This window comes from Bradyrhizobium sp. USDA 4473, from assembly GCF_054063335.1.
The window spans coordinates 3,330,392-3,351,212 of sequence record NZ_JBSSGE010000001.1 but is presented as its reverse complement, the minus strand read 5'-3'; the positions used below and the strand labels follow the sequence as shown (position 1 = coordinate 3,351,212).

12 protein-coding genes and 1 pseudogene are annotated in these 20,821 nt (G+C 59.1%); 5 read left to right on the top strand and 8 right to left on the bottom strand.

Annotation, left to right across the window (positions count from 1 at the left end; translation table 11 throughout):
• Nucleotides 1–34 precede the first annotated feature (34 nt).
• Nucleotides 35–1,618, top strand: coding sequence for a citrate-proton symporter (locus ACVW17_RS15725; protein ID WP_456797454.1), 1,584 nt, complete (start codon nt 35–37; stop codon nt 1,616–1,618).
• Between the two features lie 897 nt (nt 1,619–2,515).
• Here ACVW17_RS15725 and ACVW17_RS15720 read toward each other — a convergent pair.
• The 3 genes from ACVW17_RS15720 to ACVW17_RS15710 all read right to left on the bottom strand — a co-directional run bounded on the left by ACVW17_RS15720 (nt 2,516) and on the right by ACVW17_RS15710 (nt 6,125).
• Nucleotides 2,516–2,917, bottom strand: coding sequence for a hypothetical protein (locus tag ACVW17_RS15720; protein ID WP_456797453.1), 402 nt, complete (start codon nt 2,915–2,917; stop codon nt 2,516–2,518).
• Between the two features lie 385 nt (nt 2,918–3,302).
• Nucleotides 3,303–3,509 carry a hypothetical protein gene (locus ACVW17_RS15715; RefSeq protein WP_456797452.1) on the bottom strand — a complete coding sequence of 69 codons (207 nt, stop codon included), beginning with the start codon at nt 3,507–3,509 and terminating at the stop codon, nt 3,303–3,305.
• A gap of 897 nt (nt 3,510–4,406) precedes the next feature.
• Entirely contained in the window at nt 4,407–6,125 is a 1,719-nt protein-coding gene (locus ACVW17_RS15710; RefSeq protein ID WP_456797451.1) for an NEL-type E3 ubiquitin ligase domain-containing protein, read from the bottom strand.
• Nucleotides 6,126–6,853: 728 nt separating this feature from the next.
• On the opposite strand from ACVW17_RS15710, the gene nopM reads away from it, so the two are divergent.
• Both nopM and ACVW17_RS15700 read left to right on the top strand, forming a co-directional pair.
• Nucleotides 6,854–8,563, top strand: a complete 1,710-nt coding sequence (gene nopM / locus ACVW17_RS15705) for a T3SS effector NEL-type E3 ubiquitin ligase NopM (protein WP_456797450.1) — start codon at nt 6,854–6,856, stop codon at nt 8,561–8,563.
• 55 nt (nt 8,564–8,618) lie between these two features.
• Nucleotides 8,619–8,912, top strand: coding sequence for a hypothetical protein (locus ACVW17_RS15700; protein WP_456797449.1), 294 nt, complete (start codon nt 8,619–8,621; stop codon nt 8,910–8,912).
• Between the two features lie 460 nt (nt 8,913–9,372).
• On the opposite strand, the gene ACVW17_RS15695 is transcribed toward ACVW17_RS15700, so the two are convergent.
• From ACVW17_RS15695 to ACVW17_RS15680, 4 genes are all read right to left on the bottom strand, one after another.
• Nucleotides 9,373–9,612, bottom strand: a complete 240-nt coding sequence (locus tag ACVW17_RS15695) for a hypothetical protein (RefSeq protein ID WP_456797448.1) — start codon at nt 9,610–9,612, stop codon at nt 9,373–9,375.
• A gap of 514 nt (nt 9,613–10,126) precedes the next feature.
• Nucleotides 10,127–12,376, bottom strand: coding sequence for a hypothetical protein (locus ACVW17_RS15690; RefSeq protein WP_456797447.1), 2,250 nt, complete (start codon nt 12,374–12,376; stop codon nt 10,127–10,129).
• 633 nt (nt 12,377–13,009) lie between these two features.
• Nucleotides 13,010–13,390, bottom strand: a complete 381-nt coding sequence (locus ACVW17_RS15685; protein WP_456797446.1) for a hypothetical protein — start codon at nt 13,388–13,390, stop codon at nt 13,010–13,012.
• A 249-nt stretch (nt 13,391–13,639) separates the two neighbouring features.
• The gene (locus ACVW17_RS15680) at nt 13,640–14,884 is read right to left on the bottom strand and encodes a cytochrome P450 (protein WP_456797445.1); all 1,245 of its coding nucleotides are present in this window, start codon (nt 14,882–14,884) and stop codon (nt 13,640–13,642) included.
• Nucleotides 14,885–15,872: 988 nt separating this feature from the next.
• Here ACVW17_RS15680 and ACVW17_RS15675 point away from each other — a divergent pair.
• The gene (locus ACVW17_RS15675; protein ID WP_456797444.1) at nt 15,873–16,757 is read left to right on the top strand and encodes an SPASM domain-containing protein; all 885 of its coding nucleotides are present in this window, start codon (nt 15,873–15,875) and stop codon (nt 16,755–16,757) included.
• Between the two features lie 116 nt (nt 16,758–16,873).
• On the opposite strand, the pseudogene ACVW17_RS15670 reads toward ACVW17_RS15675, so the two are convergent.
• A pseudogene (locus ACVW17_RS15670) lies at nt 16,874–18,139 on the bottom strand (NAD(P)/FAD-dependent oxidoreductase).
• Nucleotides 18,140–18,452: 313 nt separating this feature from the next.
• Here ACVW17_RS15670 and ACVW17_RS15665 point away from each other — a divergent pair.
• Nucleotides 18,453–20,774, top strand: a complete 2,322-nt coding sequence (locus ACVW17_RS15665) for a hypothetical protein (RefSeq protein ID WP_456797443.1) — start codon at nt 18,453–18,455, stop codon at nt 20,772–20,774.
• Nucleotides 20,775–20,821 lie beyond the last annotated feature (47 nt).

Sequence of the window (20,821 nt, the reverse complement as noted above, 5' to 3'; positions counted from 1 at the left end):
AAGGTAAACGACCTATGGAGCAATGGAGTGCAACGTGCGCGGCCTGACTGGTCGAAGTGCTCAGGCCAGCGATGGCGCTTCGAACGGGTCGAAGATCGCCAGCCAATATACTCGGGAGAAGCCGGAGCCCGTCCTCGGTGCGGCACACGAACGCTTGGCCGGTCGTGCCGTGTGGGCCGCAACCATCGGCAATATTCTCGAATTCTACGACTTTGGGACCTATAGCTTTTTCGCGATCCAGATCGGTCAAGCGTTCTTCCCGGCAAGCGACACGTTCGCCAGCCTTATGCTGTCGCTTGCAACCTTCGGCGCGGGTTTTGTCACCAGACCGGTCGGGGCCATCGTGCTCGGTTCGTGCTCGGATCGACTGGGGCGCCGGCCCGCGATGACCGCCAGCTTTGCAATGATGAGCGCCGCAATCCTCGTGTTGGCTATTATGCCGTCGTACGAGACAATAGGAATCGCCGCTCCGCTGCTGGTCATTTTCGCACGTCTGGTGCAGGGTTTTGCTCTGGGAGGTGAAGTTGGTCCGACGACCGCCTATTTGATGGAAGCGGCGTCGGAGGAACGGCGTGGTCTTGCCGTCTCGTTTCAGCCCGCCAGCCAACAGATTGCTGCGACAGCCGGCGCGTTGGTTGGAGAACTACTCTCACTCACGATGACAACCGAGGCACTCAATGCGTACGGATGGCGGATCGCGCTGTTGCTGGGCGCCGCTACGCTGCCGTTCGGATTCTGGTTGCGGCGCTCCCTTCCCGAAACGTTGCACCGCCCTGAGACGCCGGCTCTGGTCATCCAGCCTGTAGGGAGATCGCCCGCGGTTCGCCGCATCATGAGCTTGGGATTTGTCATCCTGGCCAGTTGCACGATCATCACCTATGTCACGGGATATATGACCACCTATGCCCTGAACACCCTGCACGTTTCCGCGCCTCTCGCCTTTGGCACGACGCTCATCAGCAATGCGGTAGGAATCGCCGCAGCACTGCTGGGCGGCTGGCTAGCGGACCGCGCGGGCCGCCGGCGCATCATGATCTGGCCGCAGATCACCGCGTTGCTGATGACTTATCCGGTGTTCTTCTGGATCTCGGAGAGTCGTAGCACTCTCGCACTTCTTGGAGGCTTCGGCGCGCTCACCCTGATCGGAACGATCCCGTATAGCGCCTTCTACGTGAGCATGGCCGAGGCTTTGCCCAAGAACATTCGTGGCGGCGCCTTCGCGACGATCTACGCTTTTGCCATAGCGATTTTCGGAGGTACCGCTCAAGCCATCGTCACCTGGCTGATCCACCTGACCGGGAGCGCGCTGGCGCCCGCCTGGTACATGCTTTTCGCTAGCGCTGCCGGGCTCTGTGCCATGCTTATGATGCCCGAGACCGCTCCGATCAAAATTCAGAGCGCGCGCACAAGTAGAGGCCGTCATAGCGCGGGGCAGTTTGAATGCGGGTCTCGTTTGCCTGACATCGCGCGGCTTTCGGGGCAGCAGGAATGTAGGTCTTCGCCTTCGACGCGGCCGTTCGCGCGAGCCATCGAGAGCACCGGAAGCACAGAACGCTCCGAGAGCGGATCTCGTCGATGGCTTGCCGGCTTCTTCAGACTGAGGCACTCGCGGCGCTGAACACGACCCGATCGGTGCAGCGCCTGGAGCTGAGAGCGAAGTACAAGCCTGGATTCGAGCCGCGGTTCTTAGCGCGCTCAACGCCGGTCCTGGTTAGGTCGATCTCGCCGCGGATCTTCGGTTAAATGTCTCGACGCCTGCGCTGGTACCAGGTTCCATTGAAGGAGGATCTTATGATCAGAAGTTCCAGCCCGCAGCAAGCCAGTCCGCTTACGGCACAGTTACCTTGCATGGGCTTGCAACAGCTGCCCACGAAAGGTGCTCAAAGGCATTTGAGCCGGCTGCCGCTCTTTCGTCCAGATCGAGAAAGTGGCGATAGCGGGGCAACTGACCATTGATCTAGCCTCGCTTCAGCCGGACGATCAACCTATGGTCGATCCAAAGCTCGATGAAATCGGGGACTCTAAATAACCCCCGCCGACTCCTTGGCTTACTCGGCGCTATGGCTGATAAATTCATAGGTAGCTCGCGCGATTGCTGCGGCATGGACCGCGGGACGTCGCGCACAATCTAAGTCCTTTACCCATTCTCGTTGATTGGAGCGAGCAGGATGTTCCAACCCAGCCTGGAATTTGAGAGAATTATAGATAAACGAACGTCTCGGGCGACTGCTCACTCAAGTCCGACGCGCAGATTCACATAGTACAATTGACTTGTATGCTGATGGCGAGCCTAATTGATTTTGCTGCAAGACTTATAGAGAGCACCAGTGAATTTTGGAACGCCCGCGCAGGCCAGATTCCTCGTTCGAATGGGGACTTCGGGCTGGATGGTTTATGATCGAGAACGCAAAGGACCAGCGCTGATAAAGGACAGCCGCCTGGCCGAGAAACTGACAAGGGAACAGGCTGAACACATCAAGAATATCCCGACGAATACTCCGGGCAGCCAGCAAACTTAGCCCTTCGTCGTCCATGGTGTTCGGTTGGCGCCCGCAATCCAGCGGGAGTCAAATCCTTGAGCTTCGATTGGGCAAAAGTAGTCCCGCTTCTTTTGATCGGTGCCGGCATCGTACTGGTGCTCGTAGGCCTCATCGGCACAATGCGGCGCCGGCGTTCCGAGGGACGCCGCGCAGCGCAAACAAAAAACGATATGTCCGGATCCAGCGAACCGGCGAAAATCCCAAGCGCGAAAGCGCGGCCTACTGAGAAATCTCCCGCAGAGGATCTGGACGCCCGGCAGGCCAATGAAGAATAACATTGAGTGGCAGCAAAGCTCCGTCCAGGCCGCCTTGCGCTTTTGCTGTCGCTTTCTCTCGCCGTTGGCGATCTCTGTGTCAGGCCGCTTGATACCCGTCATGATCGGAGGCGCGCTCCCTGGCTGATGCTCTCTCAGGCATCTCGGCAAGCCATAAGGCTACGGAATAAACGGATCTTCGGTTTCGGCTTAGCGTTAGATCACCGGCGACCTCCACCGGAGGACGCGTTCGTATTGCTTTCAATCGCTTTGAATTCTTGTCCCGCGCTGGGGTGGCAACTTGCAGCTCGAGAGTGTGCGTTGCCTGATCCTTGATGGTGTGCTGGAAGATCCGTTCCACCGGATTCTGCTCCGGCGGCGGAACTTGAACGGCTTCGAAGGCTGGGTCGCGATTCTCGTTACGCAAAGAGGACACGGCCGCCGTTCCCGCGAGCGGCCGGTCTGCGAGGCCTCTATCCTCACTCTCTGCTGGTTCGCAATCCCGCGCTTAGTGCTGGACGCACGCTGGATCGGTCAAACAAAAAAACAGGTCGCAGATGCCGTCCAGCGGGTCCTCCGCGCACTGAGGATATGACGTATCGGCTAGCTGCACCTTGGTGGCGACGCGTTGAGGGGCGGCCTCGGCAACAAAGACCGGCAGCGCCGTCGTTGCAAGCGCGGCGGCGCTCGCAGTTACAAACAGCAATTTTTTCATTTCAGAGTCGCTCCCGTGGATAGGCCCCAAGCCGTGCTCCACGGATATATGAAGGCGCCATAAGTGGTAAAATTGATTTTCTTGATCAGGCCCATCTACGGAATGGATGAATTCGCAAATCTTCGCTGCAGTCGCTCGGAATCAACGAAGCCAATCAATCGAGCCTCGATGCGCCCCTATGGCGAGGGGCCGCACGACGTAGGACATGCGCCTCACGTGGCTCCTCGCCGGCTTCGAGGTCCGCGCATTAATCAGAGCAATCGGAGAACGCGGTGCTGCATCGTGCGGGCCCGGTGACTTGCGTTCCTTGACCGGACGCGTGACGTCCGACCGTCGAGTCACGTCCCCGATTGAGTGCACGAGCGATCTCTGCGTGGTGCATGCGATCGGAGATTCCGTTCGTTTGTTTGGCACCTGATCATCGTCGACGACCCATTGATCAATCCTCCCGCCCTTCGGCTACACTTCGCGAGCTCCGCGCTCACAGCAACCAGCCTGCCTGACCTTTCCGGAGCTCAGCCGTCGATAACAACCAACTAACCAGTCTGGCCATCTCCCTTTGGAGCGATTCCTGAGGATTCGGCGCAGGATCTTCTTCGCGCCGATCTGGTCGCACCGGATCCGGGCAGACCTCGGAATACATTTACTAGCCCCTCCTGCTTCCCGCACTTGTAGGCTGTGGACGCCAACACATGAGGTCGCCGCGCCCTGTCCCGCCAGACGTCTTTGGCCTTGGTCTTGCGGGCCCGTCGGCACTCAATGAACCGTGAGATTGCAGTTGCGGCAATCAGAGCGCCAACGAAGAAGTTCTGGGGAGCCAAAATGTTTGGCAAAGCGGCAAAAATCTTTATCAAGGGTCAAGCAGCGCTCAATCGGCTTAAGCTTCCTTTAGCCGCCTCAGAGCTTCAGACCGTGATCATTGAACACCTTGTCTCTTAGAGCGCCCTTGATCTCGCGGGCGATATCCTTGCGAATCTCAGCGCCCAATTCTCGCTTCGCATCCTCGACGAGATCAGATGCACTCCCGGCCAAGCCTCTGTCGGCGAGCTGTTGCTCCAGCCTGTTGTCGAATTCCTCGCCCATCGCATCAACGAGCTGGCCCTGCATCACGGCATAGTCTTCAGGAGCGATTCGCCGCACCAGGCCGTCCCAAGGCTGCCAGTCCGTCGCCAAATAGCCGGCGAATTCGGCCGCCTCCCTGTTCAGGACGGAGGTCTCCGCACTGTCAATGTCGGCATCGGTGACGCCGGAGACGTCAAAATAGCGCATAGCGGGCGCGACGTGTTGCAGTCCCAGCCGGTCGCGCAGCCTGTTCTGATAAGCAAGATACACCTCAACGGCGTCGATGTCTTCGACGTTGGAGGCGGAGTGGAGCGAGTGAGTCTGTTCGCGCGCAATCCGCTCAAGCGCGTCCAGACGGAACATGATGCGCCCCAGATCGACGAGATCGGGAAGTCGAGCCGTATCGTCGTAGGCCCCGTTCTCGACGTCTGCGACGAGGCGCGCGGCCTGCATGCCGTTCCAAGTCAAAGTTCTCCGATCCTCGCAGCTTTGGTTGGCGTCGAGGGCGAGTTGAAAGTACTGCGCGCGCAATTGCGGGTTAGTCGCCGCCAGGCGCAGATCGTCAGCGACGGACTGCTGGAATTGTTCATTGCCGGAATTGACCGAGTCGAACAGTTTTTCGAGGAAAAGCGCGTATTCTTGGGCGCCAGGCTCTTCTGCAAAGTTCTGCCAGGCGGCCAGTACCTCTCGATCGCCCGGCTTCGGATTACTCCTGAGCCAGCCTGCGACAGTTTCAGCGAGATCATCGACCTGTCCGTCGTCTGTCCCGGACAGATCACTTTCGTCATCGCGCGAAAGGTAGACGGTCGGACCGGTATATCCTTCGGCGCGAAGGGTCGTGTCCAGGTTCGTCAGCACCTGCTCAGGCAGCGGATTTTCACGCAGCTCTATCCTGGCACCAGCGCCCAATTGCGTCAGCAGGTCCTCGGGTAGACTCGCCAACTGGTTTTCGCTGACGTCGAGAAACCGGAGCGTGACGGGGAGAGATTCCGGCAAACCCGTCAACCGGTTTTGGCAGACGTCGAGAAACTGGAGCGTAGCAGGCAGATCCTCCGGCAGACCCGTCAACCGATTGTGGCTGGCGTGGAGAAACTGGAGCGAAGCAGGGAGGGTCTCAGGCAGGTTCGGCAACTGATTGTGGCTGACGTCGAGGAACTGGAGCGCTGTAGGCAGGACCTCGGGCAGGCTCCTCAGTCGATTTGAGCTTGCATCAAGCCCTCTGAGCTCGGCCGGAAGCGCCGACAGACTGGTCAGCTGATTGCCCCTGATGTCGAGACGCTGGAGCGAAGGAGGCAAGCTATCGGGCAGACTGGTCAGCCGATTGAAGGGGACCTCGAGCACGGTGATTTCGGTCGGAAGTCGAGGCAGACTGGTAAGAGACAATGATTCGAGATCCAGTCTCGCGACCTCATCCCGGGCATTCACTCGCCTTACCGCCTCTTCCCGGTCCTCCAGCGGGCCCACCTGCTGTTCAGCAGCCCAATTCTCAAGCGTTTGGTCTATTTCGCCGTTCGCATGAGCTGAATCCGCCGGGCTTTCTGCATACCCTGACACAACTCCATCCCACTGCGCCGCCGCTTCGTTTTCCCGATCGGTTTGGCCCGGAAGACGCGGAAAGGCTGGCACTGCCCCGCTGTATCTGTCCTTCTTGAAAAGAATCCATCCCCACCCCCTACGAGACCGAGCCTACTCAGTCCATGACGACAGGTAGGAGGGTCTAAGACATCTAGCTTTCCATAAGCTGACAGGTCCGATCGGCAAAAGTTGGCAACCACGGCTGCGGAAAGCCGACACTGCTGTCGTTACCTGAAACTGGGCTGTTGGTCCTGGGTGAGAAACGATCCTCTCCTACCTGCAACAGGCGCTGCGATCTTCCCAAGCGTGCGGCGTCTCTCCGCAAGCAACAAGCAGTCCGCGCCCTTAGCTTAAGAGGTTGACCCGCTCAGCCGTCAGTGTGACCTGCTTTGGCAACAAGGTTGAGCGAACCTGCTGCCCTGCAGCAAGACTCGTCAGCTGATCGACAGGTGGGCCTGCTAAGGTCAGAAAGCTTCCACGTTGACGGTCTTCAGAACTTATCTGGTCACGAAGTGGCAGCAAGCCTGGCAGCAGGATCGATCCAGTTGCCTCGGAGGGCCTCGTGTGAGGCTTACCGGCTCGGCCAGGAGTCGCTAGCCCCGGAGCGTCTGCGTTCGCTCGAACGATCATTGCGCTGCGCAACGGCCTGCTTCGCGGTCTTGAGAAGCGCCGGGCGTACTCCTTGATTCTAACAGTGAAGAAGGTTGATGAACACAGGACAGGCACAGCGAAGTGCAAACTCCTCCCTCGACACTTTTGAAGATGGGGAGCAGGAAAGCTACCTCGGCGGCTTCAACCGAGCCTTGGCGGATTGGGTCGAAGCCTTGACAGGATATCGGACCCCCGCCTCTTCGCGTACGCGCATCCTGGAAAACTGGGCCGCCGAAGAGGGCCAGGGCGAAGCCGAGAATCGGCGACAGGGGCGCTCACGAATTAGGGCTGCGGAGAACATTGGATCGCATTCGGTACATCTGTCATCCCTCTCCCTGACCGCTTTGCCCGACGCCCTGCCGCCCCGGCTGAGGGAACTGCGCGCCATGCACAACGAGCTACGCAGCCTGCCCGCTCGGCTGCCCCCGGGTCTCAACGAACTTCTTGTTAGCCATAACCAGTTGACCAGTTTGCCGGACGCGCTCCCGGCGAGCCTCTATCGCTTGGAAGCGAACGATAACAGGTTGACCAGTCTGCCGGCAGATCTCCCGGCGGGGCTCGGGATCCTAAGCGCAAACAATAACCGACTCGTCAGCCTGCCCGACGCTCTCCCGACCAGCCTCACCTCGCTCGCGGTTAGCGGCAATCAGCTGACCGAGCTTCCCGTCCTCCCATCGGGGCTTATCGAAATCGATGTCAGCAGCAATCAGTTGAGCAGCCTTCCCGAACCCCTTCCCGGCTGGCTTCAATCACTCAATCTGAGCGGCAACCGGCTGACCAGCCTGCCCGAGGATCTCCTATCGAGTTTAAACTACCCGAATTTGGAGCTTGCGTTCGGGGACAACCCGCTCCCGGACGAGGTCCGCGCTCACCTGGCGGCACCGCATCTTGAACAACGGTCTCTGCACGAGGCTGCGGCGCAGTGGCTCGGGAACGACCCCGCAGCGCTTGCCGAATGGCAGCACTTTGCGGATGAGCCGGGCGCTCAGGACTACGCCCGCTTCCTTGAGAGGCTACGAGGGACCGTAAACCAGAGCAGCGACGAGTTTCGGCAGGCAGTGGCTGACGATCTGCGGCAGGCGGCGGCCGATCCGAGACTGCGCGAGCAGTTTTTCATACAGGCCTCCGAGGCCAACGCGAGCTGCGAGGATCGTATTACCCTGCACTGGAACGGTATGCGGAGCGCGCGCCTCAATGCTGAGGTCGAGAATGGGTCGTATGATGATCGGCTCAGCGAGCTGATCCAGCGCGCCCGCATTGCTTTCCGCCTCGAGGCGCTGGACGGGATCGCGCGCGACAGGGTTGAATCGCTCCTCAGCGTCGACCCGAACGTAGACGACGTCGAAGTCTACCTTGCCTATCAACACCTCCTGCGCGAGCCGCTGGAGCTCAGTCACGTCGCCCCTGAGATGCGTTTCCTGTCGGTCTCTCATGTAACCCCGGATGATGCGGCGCGGGCGCTGGACCTGGTCCGGGAGCAGGAGGCGAGCCAATTCACCGACTACATGGCAACCCGCTGGGAACCCTGGGAGACGGTGTTGAGGCGCATCGCTCCGGACGAATATGAAGCGATGCAAGATCGGCTCGTCGAAGCCATGGGCGAGGAGTTTCAAAGCCGCCTGGATCAGCGATTGACCGAGCACGGTCTGCTAGGCGACCCGGATGCCGAGCGCGTGCTCGGAGCCCAAATCCGAAACGAAATCGCGGGCGAGATCAAAGGCGAGGTCGTGCACCGGCTGCTCGCAGACCGTGGGATCGAACAATAAGACTTCTCAGAGCCGCCGCGCAGATATCTTCATTGCTCTGCGGCGCTGATCGATCATGTCAACTGACATCATCCTCGAACTGCCGCTGACGATCACCGATAGAGATTGGTCAGCGGATCGAATAACGCACGCCGACGAGCAACGTCGGTCTGGCTCAAAAGTGATGAGCAAGGATCGGTCGGTAAAAATGGTGATCGAAGGCGCGCAGTGGCAGCATAAAGGGCTGTCTGAGAGACTTGCAGTGCTCGCAGGCGTGGGACTCAAGCTATGGACTGCCGGACGTGACGCGATGTGGCCAAACCTGAGGACGCCAGATTGCTCAGGCCTGGCCACGCCGGAACTGAGCTAGGGTACATACGTAGCGGGCGAGTCCGCCCGCCATGACCGGCAAGTCGCACTTGCGTGAACCCTGGGACCTGAATTGCCGATGCTCTCACGGCTTCGGCTGGCCGAGGCTGTTTCAATAGCGCGATTGATGAATTGCCTTAGGCGCTAAACAGCCGACCGGCGCGCCATGTTGGGAAAGCCCGCCGGGAGCTGCTCGAAGAGATCGAGCGCGCCATTGGCGCCACTCCCGACGAATCCTTATTCGAATATGCCGAATGGAAAACGGCGACCGTGCACCCGCTTATCGTGTCAACGTCGAAAAGACCTTTTGGCGCCGCGCCGGCTGATCGGTCGTCCGTGGACATCCGGCCTGCCTGTCGCGCGGTCGAAATCTTGCAGGATCGCCACACCGCCAGCCAGCGCGACGTTCCCAGCGCAGCCCACCATGTTACGTTGAACGAGCACACCCAATCCCATCAGCCTTACGTCAGTATGACGCCGGCCAGCTTGATCAAGATGGCGGCGCGGAGCGCGTCTGCTTTGCCATGGCAGTCGAGGGGTTGATGCGCGAGCGTCCGCATTCCGAGCAGTATTTTTATTTCGCCATGGGTATCACCGCTCTGGCGCAACGCTATGAGTGTAATCGGCTGGAAGCAGCCTGCAAGAGGGCGCTCAATGCGATGAGCTGCTATGAGCTGCTTCTCCGTGAGCGCCGTCGTCAACGCAGGGCTCGACCGCGCGAGCCCGCGACGCGCTACTATCAGACCGTCGGGATACTGAGCCACCCGGCCCTGGCCCGAATAGTGGCGACCCACTGACCTCCCGCATCGATCAGGGGCAGCCGCCATATAAAGCTGGCTGCACCAGTCATAGGCGTCTGCCTACAGGATGGCGTTATCGAGCCAGATGTTGAGGATTTCAGCCGAGCGGTCGTGGGAGTAATAGAACATTGATGCCGCTGGGCCGGTGCGACACTAGACCCAGCACCGGCGGATCGAGATCAGGCGCGCCCCCAACGCGCTCGAGGAAGAACGAAAAGCCCCAGCACCTTCTGGGGGCCGTGGAAGCCTGGATGCTGGGGCCATCGTAGCCTCATCCAAGAGTAGCATGGATAGGCGACCGTATTGTGCATCGCCAATTCGATTCGTCAAACTGGCCCGGGATACTTGTCTTCCTGGGGGTCTCATAAAAAGCCGCCCTGAAATCCCGCCGAAGCTTTGCCCACCACGTATCGGGTCACCTGCGTACCCCGTGCTCCGTCTCGGCAAAAGGATAGCCTGGGTAGCTGCTAAAAGCGGCACCTAACAAGGATTTGCAGAACGCAGGCGTGAGCTTGCCGCGGTGAATCACGACGTCATCGTGGCCCGTTGCAGCTCGAGCGTTCTGCCAGAGGCGATTATAGCCACGCTGTTCGTTGGATTTCACGTGGCAAGCGGCGAACTCGGCGTCATCCAATGTCGCCAGCTGCCATGCATAGACCGGCCGCTTCGTATGGATGTGCACCCACATCGGATTTGGCACCGTACCATTGCCCAGTGGCGCAGGCTGCAGCTTGATCTCGAACAGCTTTCCTGGCTCGCCCTTCAACGCGCGCGGTGGCTCCAGAGGAGTCAGCTCCTCGGCCGCCTGCAACCGTTCGAGGTACTTCTGCGAGGGGAACGCGTAGGTCTTCATGCAATCGATCTCGATCGACGCCTTTCGTGCCTTCAAAGCATGTATCTGCCCCTGAACCTCCGACAACATCGCCTTGAGGCGGACTATTTTGTCGTGCACCTCCGGCACTTGCACAGGCGTGAGTAGGCCGCGTCGGCGAGGTTCGTCGAGCGCGGCTACACACGCCTCTATCTCCGCGGATTGGCTCTGCAGCCGCTCGACCACAGTGCCCACGACGTGGTCGGCATCTTCCGGCTTCATGTGGCGCGCATGCGAAATGGCTCTTTGCTGACTGCCCAGATCGAATTGCAAGAGTTCGTCCAAGCGCTTGAGCAGGCGTGTCAGTGCCTCCTTCGATGGCGGAGCCTGCCATATCGCCAAGTGTCCCCTCGCCGACAATGACGTCCTCGCATGCGCCTCCTCCGCGCTCGCGAGTTTCTTCGTGCCCAGATCCGAGAGCACAATGACCTTGGCGGCTCGTGCCGTGTCGGCATCGGGCATAGCGGGCTGCGGCTCGGGCTGCCCGGCTACCGAACTCCCCGCACCTCCGGCCTGCCTGCGCTTGCCCTTCCCTTTCCTGCGCGCTGCACTGCCTTCGGCGACCGGGGCGTTGCCGGCGGCGTCGGCCGGTATCGCGAAGCCAGCCTCCGTTGTCGGTGCAACGATGGCTGGCGTCTTCGGCTGCACTGCCAGGAGACGCATGACCTCATGGCCAGTGACCCACGCTCCTTCCACGATCTGATCCAACAGTTTCAACGGAAGCTCGGGACTTGCTCCCCTATTCCTTAGCTCGGCGACCATGTTGGGCAACGCCGACCCGAATTCCGATAGCCGCTCCATGACCCCTTCCAGAACGGCGCAGTGCTCTGCGTCGAGGGCTTGTCCTTTGCTGTTCAGAACAGCATCGCCTGTCGTGAGGAATGCCGGAATAACATCCTCCATGAAGGTTCCGAGTAGACGTGCCCGACCGTTCTCACCCAAGAGGATTTGCCTGACGGCCGGGTCGAGCGTGCTCGCTTGCGACTCGATCATGACCCGCGCGAGAGCGACCTGTGATTGCAGATGCACGCACTTCGTATACAGTGCCCAGCCGGTGTGCAGCCGTAGTGCCGCCTGCTCGGCCTGTCGCATTTCGGCCGTTGCACTTGGCAGGTTGGCAGTGGCTGCGCAGACCGACTGCATCCGTTCGGAGCGCAATGCCTTCGTTTCCCACCACTCCGTGCAAGCCGAATAGTGCTTTGCCGCACTGGAAGCCGTTCGGATCAGGTGGTCTGGCGGAGCATTGGATTGGCGCATCCGCTCGAGTATCTTTCCCGCATTCTTCCTGCTCTGCTCCAGGGCGTAGATAGTCGGCGCGGCCAACGCGTTGCATTGGTTCCCCGCATCCAGCGTCTGGTCACGAACGCGGCGAGCCTGACCGTCGGACAGAATGCTGCGCGCCACATCTGGGGCCAGGCTCGCGTAGTAGTCCAGAACTGCCGCGCCCGCTTTGACAACCTGATCGATCAGCTCTTGTGCCTCAGACGAGCTCCGAGCGCCCATGGCAGCAATGTGGCAAGCATCAAGTTCCTCAAGCAGGCCGTCCATATTTCGTTTAGCTGCGTTGATCCCCTCACCGCTCGAGAAAATGGGGACTGCCACACCCGAACCTGAGGGCAGGCTCGCGAGCGTCGCCATTCTGTCTTCAGGCGCTAAGCGCATCCGCTCCACGACGGAGTTGAAAACTCGGTTGCCTTCCACAGGGACAAAATTAGCCTCCGAGCGCGCGCTGCTCGATCCCGACGTGCTGTCGGCTCCTGCAGCCCCTTCGTCAGGTCGGCCAATGCCCGTCATGTTCCATCTCCCATAGGGTCAACAATGCGCGGTCTACCTGGATAGACCGCCTGGCTGACGGTTGGCTGACGAAAGATGCTCCCCAGATGAAACCCCCGGCTGCCCAAGTTTCAATCAGCAATACGGGATGACCCATGACGTGCGGGATAGGGGGTTGTAACGCGTGTCCGCATTCGGCGCTGCCTCGCCATAAGCAACATGGAAATGCGCGCTGCCAGGCCGCGCGGTATCGGCAGTGACGGCGATCCCTTAAGGACTCGGCGATGGCGGCGGCTTGTCTAGGGCTTAGCCCTACCAAAGCCTTTTCGAACACTGAAGGCGCTTAGCATGCCGGACCATGGAACGGACTGGAAGACTGCGGCGAAGGAAGTACCGGAGGGACGTCGATTTGCAGGTTTTCGGCAGCAGCAAACCTATTGCTAACGGGCAACGGGATGCGTTGTTCGGCCGAAGAATTACGAATCCAACGACACGTAAATCCGGCTCAATGTGGAACGGTCCGTCATAACAAACCTGATCTTATCGCGTTCGAATTGAGTCGGAACCGACGTTGCGCAAGTCCTTTTCAGGATAGGACCCGTTCAGGATAAGACCCGCCGAGATGCCGCCCATCCAAGCGTACTTAGAATATGCTCATAAAAATAACGCAGCGAGCGTGCCAAGCACACCGAGCGCCAATCCGATCAGCGAACCTACCGTCGGCACGTCTCGAAACAGCAGAAGCGTGAGAATCGGTTCCACCACTAAAATTGCCCCCACCGATGTCGCGATGATGACCCAGATATTCTCAAGATACCTGTAACCCAGTGCATATCCGAAGACGAGAAGGATGCCGCCCAAGAATATCAGCAGGAACATCGGCAGGAGAGTTGTCAAATCGCCGTCGTCCTTTCCGAACTGCTTTGAGGCAACCAACTCTGCAATGATCGAAAGCGCTTCTCCAAAGAAAATCGCGCCCACCGCTACAATCTTCAATGTTGAGCTCATCGCTTGACACATCACGATCGCTGTCAACGATTCCTTTCAATACTGGCATTGGTCTCTGGCCTGCCTCACACAGCAGGAAATACCGCGGCCCTCGATCAAGCACCTGCGCTCATCGCTTGTCACAGGCACTCAGCGTTTGCCGAAAGCCGCCCGGCTCCCGAGACGCCAATACGCGTCGCGCCACTCACCGCTTTCGGTGCTGCGCGGCGACGAGAGTGGTCAAAGAGGGAGACGAGACCGCGCAGCTGAGCGGCTGCTAGCCGGAGGCATCACGACCTAAGCTGCAATCCGCACAGGAAGGGCGGAATACCCGTGGACAAAGTTGGACGCAATTCGCTCGGGTTCGCCGACAACCTTGATCTCCAGCCGCGCCTTCAAGATTTCTTCCCAGAGGATTTTCAACTGCAGCTCGGCAAGATGTCGTCCAACGCAGCGATGGATCCCGAATCCGAACGAAAGATGTTGCCGCACGTTCTTGCGGTCGATGACGAAGCTGTCGGCATTCTTGATGACCTCCTCGTCCCGGTTACCGGAAATATACCACATCACGACTTTGTCGCCCTTTCTGATGTGTTTCCCACCTACGACTATATCGGCCGTGGCGTTGCGGCGCATATGTGCGATGGGCGTCTGATAGCGAATAATCTCGGACACGGCGCTTGAGACCAGCTTGGGATTATCGCGTAGCTTTTGCAGCTCGGATGGATGCTGGTTCATGAACAGAAGACCGCCGGTAATTGAATTGCGCGTGGTATCATTTCCCCCCACGATCAGAAGAATTAGATTGCCAAGAAATTCGCTCGGCTCCATGTGTCGAGTTGCAGGCGAGTGAGCCATCATGGAAATCAAGTCGAGACGCGGATCGGCATTGATGCGCTCGTTCCAAAGCCGCGTAAAACACGCCAAGCACTCAGACAAGATCGCGCTTCGCTTGTCCCAGCTATCGACAGGCTGACCAGTTTTCGGAATTGCAACGGCTACGTCCGACCAATAGGTCAAGAGCCGCCGATCCTCGAATGGAAAGTCGAATAGCGTAGCAAGCATCTGCGTCGTCAACTCGATGGAGACCCGATCAACCCAATTGAAGTCATCGTTGCGCGGCAAGCCGTCCAGAATCGTTCTGACGCGGCCGCGGATCAAGCTTTCGAGTTTGGTCAGGTTTTCCGGCGCGACGATGGGGCTTACGGTATCGCGCTGCTCGCGATGCTTGGGAGGACCCATCTTGATGAAACTCTGAGTCCAATGCTTGTCAGGCACGTCGGCGATAGTAACACCCCGCTCCGACGAGAATATCTTGTGATTGGTATCCACCTCCACGATATCGCGGTATTTCGTTAGCGACCAATAAGGACCATAGTGGCTGTCTTGGCAGTGGTGGACGGGATCCTCCCTTCGCAGCCGCTCGAAGTAATCCCATACGCGATCATCTTGAAAGCGCTTGGCTTCGCTTACATCCAGCTTGCTCAGCGGGACATTGGAGGCGTCATCGTCGGCTCGAAAGTCCGCCAATTGCGTTTTCATGATTGTCTCCGCAGATTTTGCTCTCTCGAGAGCCAAGGGATCCACAGATCGCGATCGATAGTTTCGAGCTGCCGTGGCGTGCTGCGAGCGGGTCGTTGCTCCAACAGAGTATCGCAAATCCTGGGCGGTCTCCCCTACCATTTCCGGCAGGTAAGTATCGCATTGACTTTCTAACTCCGTCCGCCCCACTGGGCCGATGAGCACTGTCCGCGCTACGCAAGCGGTGCCTGATGCCCCAGACGTGGCTGCTCGAGCTATCAAACAGGACGCAATGCGACCGCAGCCCCCCTTTGAGAGGCCAAATTGCGAAGTCTTCAGCTCCTAACTGCCGCACTCAATTCCTTGCTTGGCCGCTGGATCGTGACCGCGCGCGCTGATCCTTGTCCACGAAACGGTTACCCCGCCGCTCCGCCGGGAAAAGCCAATTTGTTCATCGGCATGCAACAAGGCTGCTTCATTCATCATCCTGACCAGCAACTTGCATTTGGCAGGACGGGAAGCCCTCGCGGACGATCGCCGTCAAGGGCTGCGCTGATTGATCGTCCGCACCATCACTTTCACATCGTCATGACCATTGTGGGCTATCGCTCTGCCTGACATACAAGAAGGAGCGCCTCGGATCCGTACCGCCCATCAAGAGGAAATACGAAGTCCCGCGTTAGGGCGGGCGGGTCAGATGCTCGTTCCGCCTCGCCAGGCTGCCGTAAACTATCCCCGCCAAGGTTACCGGGTCCAGCATCAGGTAGTGCGAAACAAAACCATGATGCGAATGACGGCCAACGGTGCCAAGTGGCGGTCGTTGCGAGGAGGAGGAGCTGACGCGCATCATCGAACTCGGCTCGTCGTTAGCGATGAGGCAGGAGCTTATTCCATCATTTCGCCAAGCGACCTATCGCGGATTTGCAACCATGAGAGGCAAACCAGGCCGCTTCGCACCAAATGCTGCGCTCCTTCTCCAATTCTCCGGCAGCTGAAAGGACCAGACGAAATGATGGCATATCCCACAGTGTTACAAAGCCTACGCGCCGTCAATCCTGGCCGCAGGGTGTTGGAGATAACCACGACCGCAGGATGCATCGTCCGATGTTCATATTGCTCCCAGGACAAGTTCGTCGATCGTCAAAGACCTGTGTCTCAAGCGAAGTATCTTGGCCTTCACGATTTCGAGCGATGTTTGGCGCGCGTGCCGACGGCTACCGACATCAGCTTTGCCGGCTACTCGGAGCCCTGGCTGCATCCGGCATGCACCAGCATGGTTGAGCATGCTTACGCACGCGGTCACGACATCCGAATTTTCACGACCCTTGTCGGAATGAACGGGAGTGACGTCCGGCGCTTGCAAATGCTCCAGTTCAGGGCTTTCGTCGTCCATGTTCCCGATGACGGCAGTTATATGAACAGCCGCCTCGTTGGAAAGTCCTATCTCAATGTCATGCGCCAACTTCTCGACGCGAACATCCCCTCAATTCGATTCGTCGTGCTGGGCAAAATCCATCCCGCTCTCGCCGACCTCATTCCCGCCAAAAGCCTAGAGCGCTTGCGGCCACTGAGTAGCGGCCGAGGACGTCTCGATCCGGATATCATCAAACCACGACGGCCGGTCATCGGAACGTTGACATGTATTGGCAAACAACAATATCGCAATGTCCTTCTTCCAAACGGCGATGTTACTCTGTGCTGCATGGATTTCGAGCGGCGTCATGTCTTGGGCAATCTTTTGCGCGACGAATACGAATATCTCTTTGAAGGAACAGCCTTTCGCGAAGTCGTCGATCGCATGAACGGAATGGGTGGTTTTCTGCTCTGCAGGAGGTGCGAGTTTGCCAGTCCGCAGACGTCAGGACGGCGTATGGACGCCGACCAACAAGCTTGACGGCAGGGCCACGCGAGTGCGGATGTCAAGAATTCACGTAGATCGCTAGGTGCCGGAAATGGCCGTACCGACGGGGAAACTCGCCTTGATCGGATATAAAACTGCCACCAGGTGGATCAGAGCCGCGCTCCCGCGAGGTGAACCAGTTGGGAGCCTCCTCTATAGAGGGCCTCACGGGCGGCACGAACTGCCGATGTTCAACAGGCGCCGCGGGAAGTGGTAGATCCTTCTCTGCAAGGTGGCCGAGGACGTATGACGCCAACACACGCCCGAGGACGGTGCCGGGTGCAATGCCACGCCCGTTGTAACCACCGAAGGAGACCAGGTTACGGCCGAGCTTGTGAAAGCGCGGCAGGTGGTCGGAAGTCATGCCGATCGTCCCGAACCAACCGGTTTCGAACTCAAAGTCATCGAGCTGCGGAAACAGCCTGCGAAGCGATCTGATCGCCCAGGCTCGGTGAACCAAGGCACCGATACCTTGTAAAGCGCCCACGCTGCCGAACACCAGACGGCCTGACCGATCGAAGCGAAACGAGGAAAGGACCACGCCGGTGTCCCATGCTCCTTGCCGTTCGGGCAAGATCGAGGTCCTGAGACGATCTGACAACGGCCGCGTGGCCAAATTGAAGTAAGGTAGACGGATCTGCGATCGAGGTCTTTTCCCGTAAGCGTCGGTGGCGACGATCACCCACTCAGCACATACGGACCCCATTGCCGTGCCGACCCTCCAGCACAAACCCATGTCGCTGACTGCGAGGACCTCAGTCCGAGTGAGTATGCTCGCGCCCGCTGCAAGCGCAAGGCGTGCCAAACCCCGCGCATAGGCCAGCGGCTGTATCGTACCGGCGCGCTTGTCTAGCAGCGCGCCGGTATAGTTGCCCCCGCCAATCCTTCTGTGGGTCTCCTCCGCATCAAGCAGCACGACCGGAGCGCCGCGCTTTTGCCATTGTTCGGCACGTATCTGGATTTCCTGCAAGCCCCTATGGCCGACCGCAATGCAGCGTCCCCGCGCGCTCAACTTCGCAGTCGACCCCATGTCTCTCGATCAGCTCAAAAACCTCTTGCGGTGCTCCACCCAGCAATTCGATGAGCCGTTCGCCAAACGGAGGGCCAAGCGTACTCGATAGCGTGTCGGGCATGACCTACAAGCCCGCATTGACGAGCCCAACGTTGCGCCCAGACCCACCGAACCCAATTTCGTATGCCTCCAGCACGATGGCGTGCGCGCCAGCCTTCGCAAGGTGAATGGCTGCGGACAGACCACTGTATCCACCGCCGATCACGACCACATCAGCTCGCGCATCGCCCACAAGAGGACCCGTATTCGGCGGCGCGGGCGCCGTCAGTTCCCACAAGCCATGCGATTTGGGATTGCCGTGCATCCGACGAACTCGTTCTGTCCATGATCATAACTGATCTCGACCTACACATCGTGGCAGGCGGCAATAGAAATCAACTCCAACATTTGTGCACTCGCTCTTCTCCTCAAAGGAGGTACAAGAGCGTTGGCCAATTACCGTGCTCCTCCCCTCTTTGTCGCCAACTTTATCTTGAGGGCACGACCCACGCAGCAGCACCTCGGAGAAGGCATTTGCCGACTCTCATTGATTCCTACATCTGGCGAGCCCACGTCAGGTTTTGGAAAGCTGACGGTACTAGCGAGAGAGCACGAGGGCGACACCAGCAGACGAGACCATGGACCGATTCAACAATATCAACCCAGCCGATCAGGAACCCGCTGCGTCCGAAGCAACGGTGGAGCAACCGCAGCAGCAGCAGCAGCAGCAGCAGCAGGCCGAATTTGAGCAGCACCTGGGAGGAGCAAGTCAGGCTGGCCCTATATATCCACACAGCGAGCTTTATGATGTCTCTGAGGAAGACGATCGCCTGATCCAGGCAGCGTCCAACGCTGCCCTCGAGCGGGGACCGCCGCCGGGCTCTACGACCGTGAGCATCTATGACCGCCGACTTCGTAAATTGGCCGAGTTGCTGAAGCAGTCGCGCAAATCAATTGCTGAGCTCAATGACGATACGTTGCTCGGTTATGCCAAGAAGCTGCTGCCAAATGACAAGGTCATCGCTCCAGCATTGTTGATGGTCAGCCGCTACCGCAATCCTGATGCCATCGCTCGGCTCACCACAACACATTACCGTCCTTGCAAGGAAGATGAACAGCTCATCCGGGAGGCCGCTGAGGCAGGCTTCGGTCGAGCAATCGACGCGAAAACGGCAGGAAATTATGCTAGCAGTCTCCGGAAGCTAGCGGCAGCACTGCGACCCCTGTCAATGGCTAAGCTCAGCGACAAAGCGCTGCTCGGTCATGCCAACGCTTTGTTTCGGGGTGACGATAAACTTATCTACGCCTTGAACAGGCTCCGCAACTATCGCGCGATCATCGGGCGGAACAATTTGGGAGGACAGGCAGCCAGCTCGCGTCTGCCGACACAGCCAGCCGCTCATTCACCGCTGCAGGCTCTCGAGGAGCAGCCTTTTGGGAACGCTGCGGATCGGGGCGCATTGGCGGTTGATAGTTTCAATGCTCCGCAGGGTTGGCATGAAATGGGTTTAGCCACTTATTCTCCCATCAAAAGTGTAGCCCAGGAAATGCTTTTCGACGACGCGGAGCGGAGCGGCGAACTCACGGCTTCCAGCTTCGATGCACCGCCGCTTTGGCAGGGAGTGCGCCATCCCGCTTCCTCGCCCGTGCAAAGTTTCGCTCAGGAAGAGCTTTTCGATGCCGCGGATCGCGAGAGCCTGCTGCCAGCCGGGCCCCACGATGCATCGGCGTCTTGGCCGACGATGAGCTCCGCCGGCCAGTCTCACCTGCAAAGCGTCAATGACCATGTGCTTTTCCATGCTGTCGATCGATCGGACCCGCTGCCAGGGACGACCTTCGATGCACTGGAACTGTGGCCGCGGGTGAGTTCATTCGCCCCCTCGCCCATGCAAAGCGTCGCCCAGGTAGATCTTTTCGATGCCGCGGATCGGGAGGGCTCCATGACGGTGGACCGTCTTGTTGTACCGGAGTTTTGGGAAGTGGACTCAACTGTCCACCCACCGATGCAAAGTGTTCATCGGGTAGAGTTTCTCGATGTCCCATCCTCACAGCCGAGCTCGCGGCCGCCAAATCCTGCCGCTGAAGAGTACCTTGCACGAATGGTGGACCAAGGCGGTGCTGCGCTCGCCACGACGTCCTCCCCAGGCAGCGAAAGCTTTGATGCTTCCTGGGCCGTTCCAGACGACTTCTCCCACGGCAACCAGCCCGCGCCGGATATGATGCGCTCCAAACTGGGGCACTGGGGTCTGTTGCCCGACGCCGCAGAGCGGGTAAAGACCTACGACATTGCCGGTGAGCGCTATACAGCGGTGTTAGGACCGGGAGGTCGCAATGATGTTCAGCTGATCCATCTGCGGTCTCCCGCCACCGGTGACACGTTCGATGTTTCATTCGCAGTCCCCAAGGGCTTTTCCCATGGCACCCAGCTGGCGCCCGACATGATGCTATCCACCCTGGGCAAGTGGGACTTCTTGCCTAATGCGGAACATCCGATCATAAACTATGAGATTGGCGGCGAGCGCTACACGGCTATGTTGGGACCGAAAGGATCCGAGGACGTTCAACTCATTCATCACCCGAAGTTCGCTTTGCCGGGTGACGCTGCGCTTTGGACACCGACGACTGTCGCGCATACGTACGGCGGTCTTTTACCCGAATTTGATCCGCCCGCGTCGCTCGAACTGCGAAAGGCGGCAAACCCTCCACCGCCGTCTGCGGCGCAGGCATCTGGCCATCAGCCGCTACGGCAAGTGCCTGAAATCGGAGAGTTGTTCGGCCACGACTGGAGGCACGGCCCCCAAGAGGCTTCGCCTGCCGTGATCGACATGCTCCAAAATTTGGGTCTTTTGCCGAGCCAGTATGCCCCGATGACCCGTTTTCTAATCCACGGTCAGCCCTACACCGCCGAAAGCCTGCCCGGAGGCCGCGTTCTTCTCTTCCATCGGCCGCAATTTGGCTGAACGAGGCCGCCCTCGGCCTATGCCGTTGCGGAATCTCAACTCGAAAA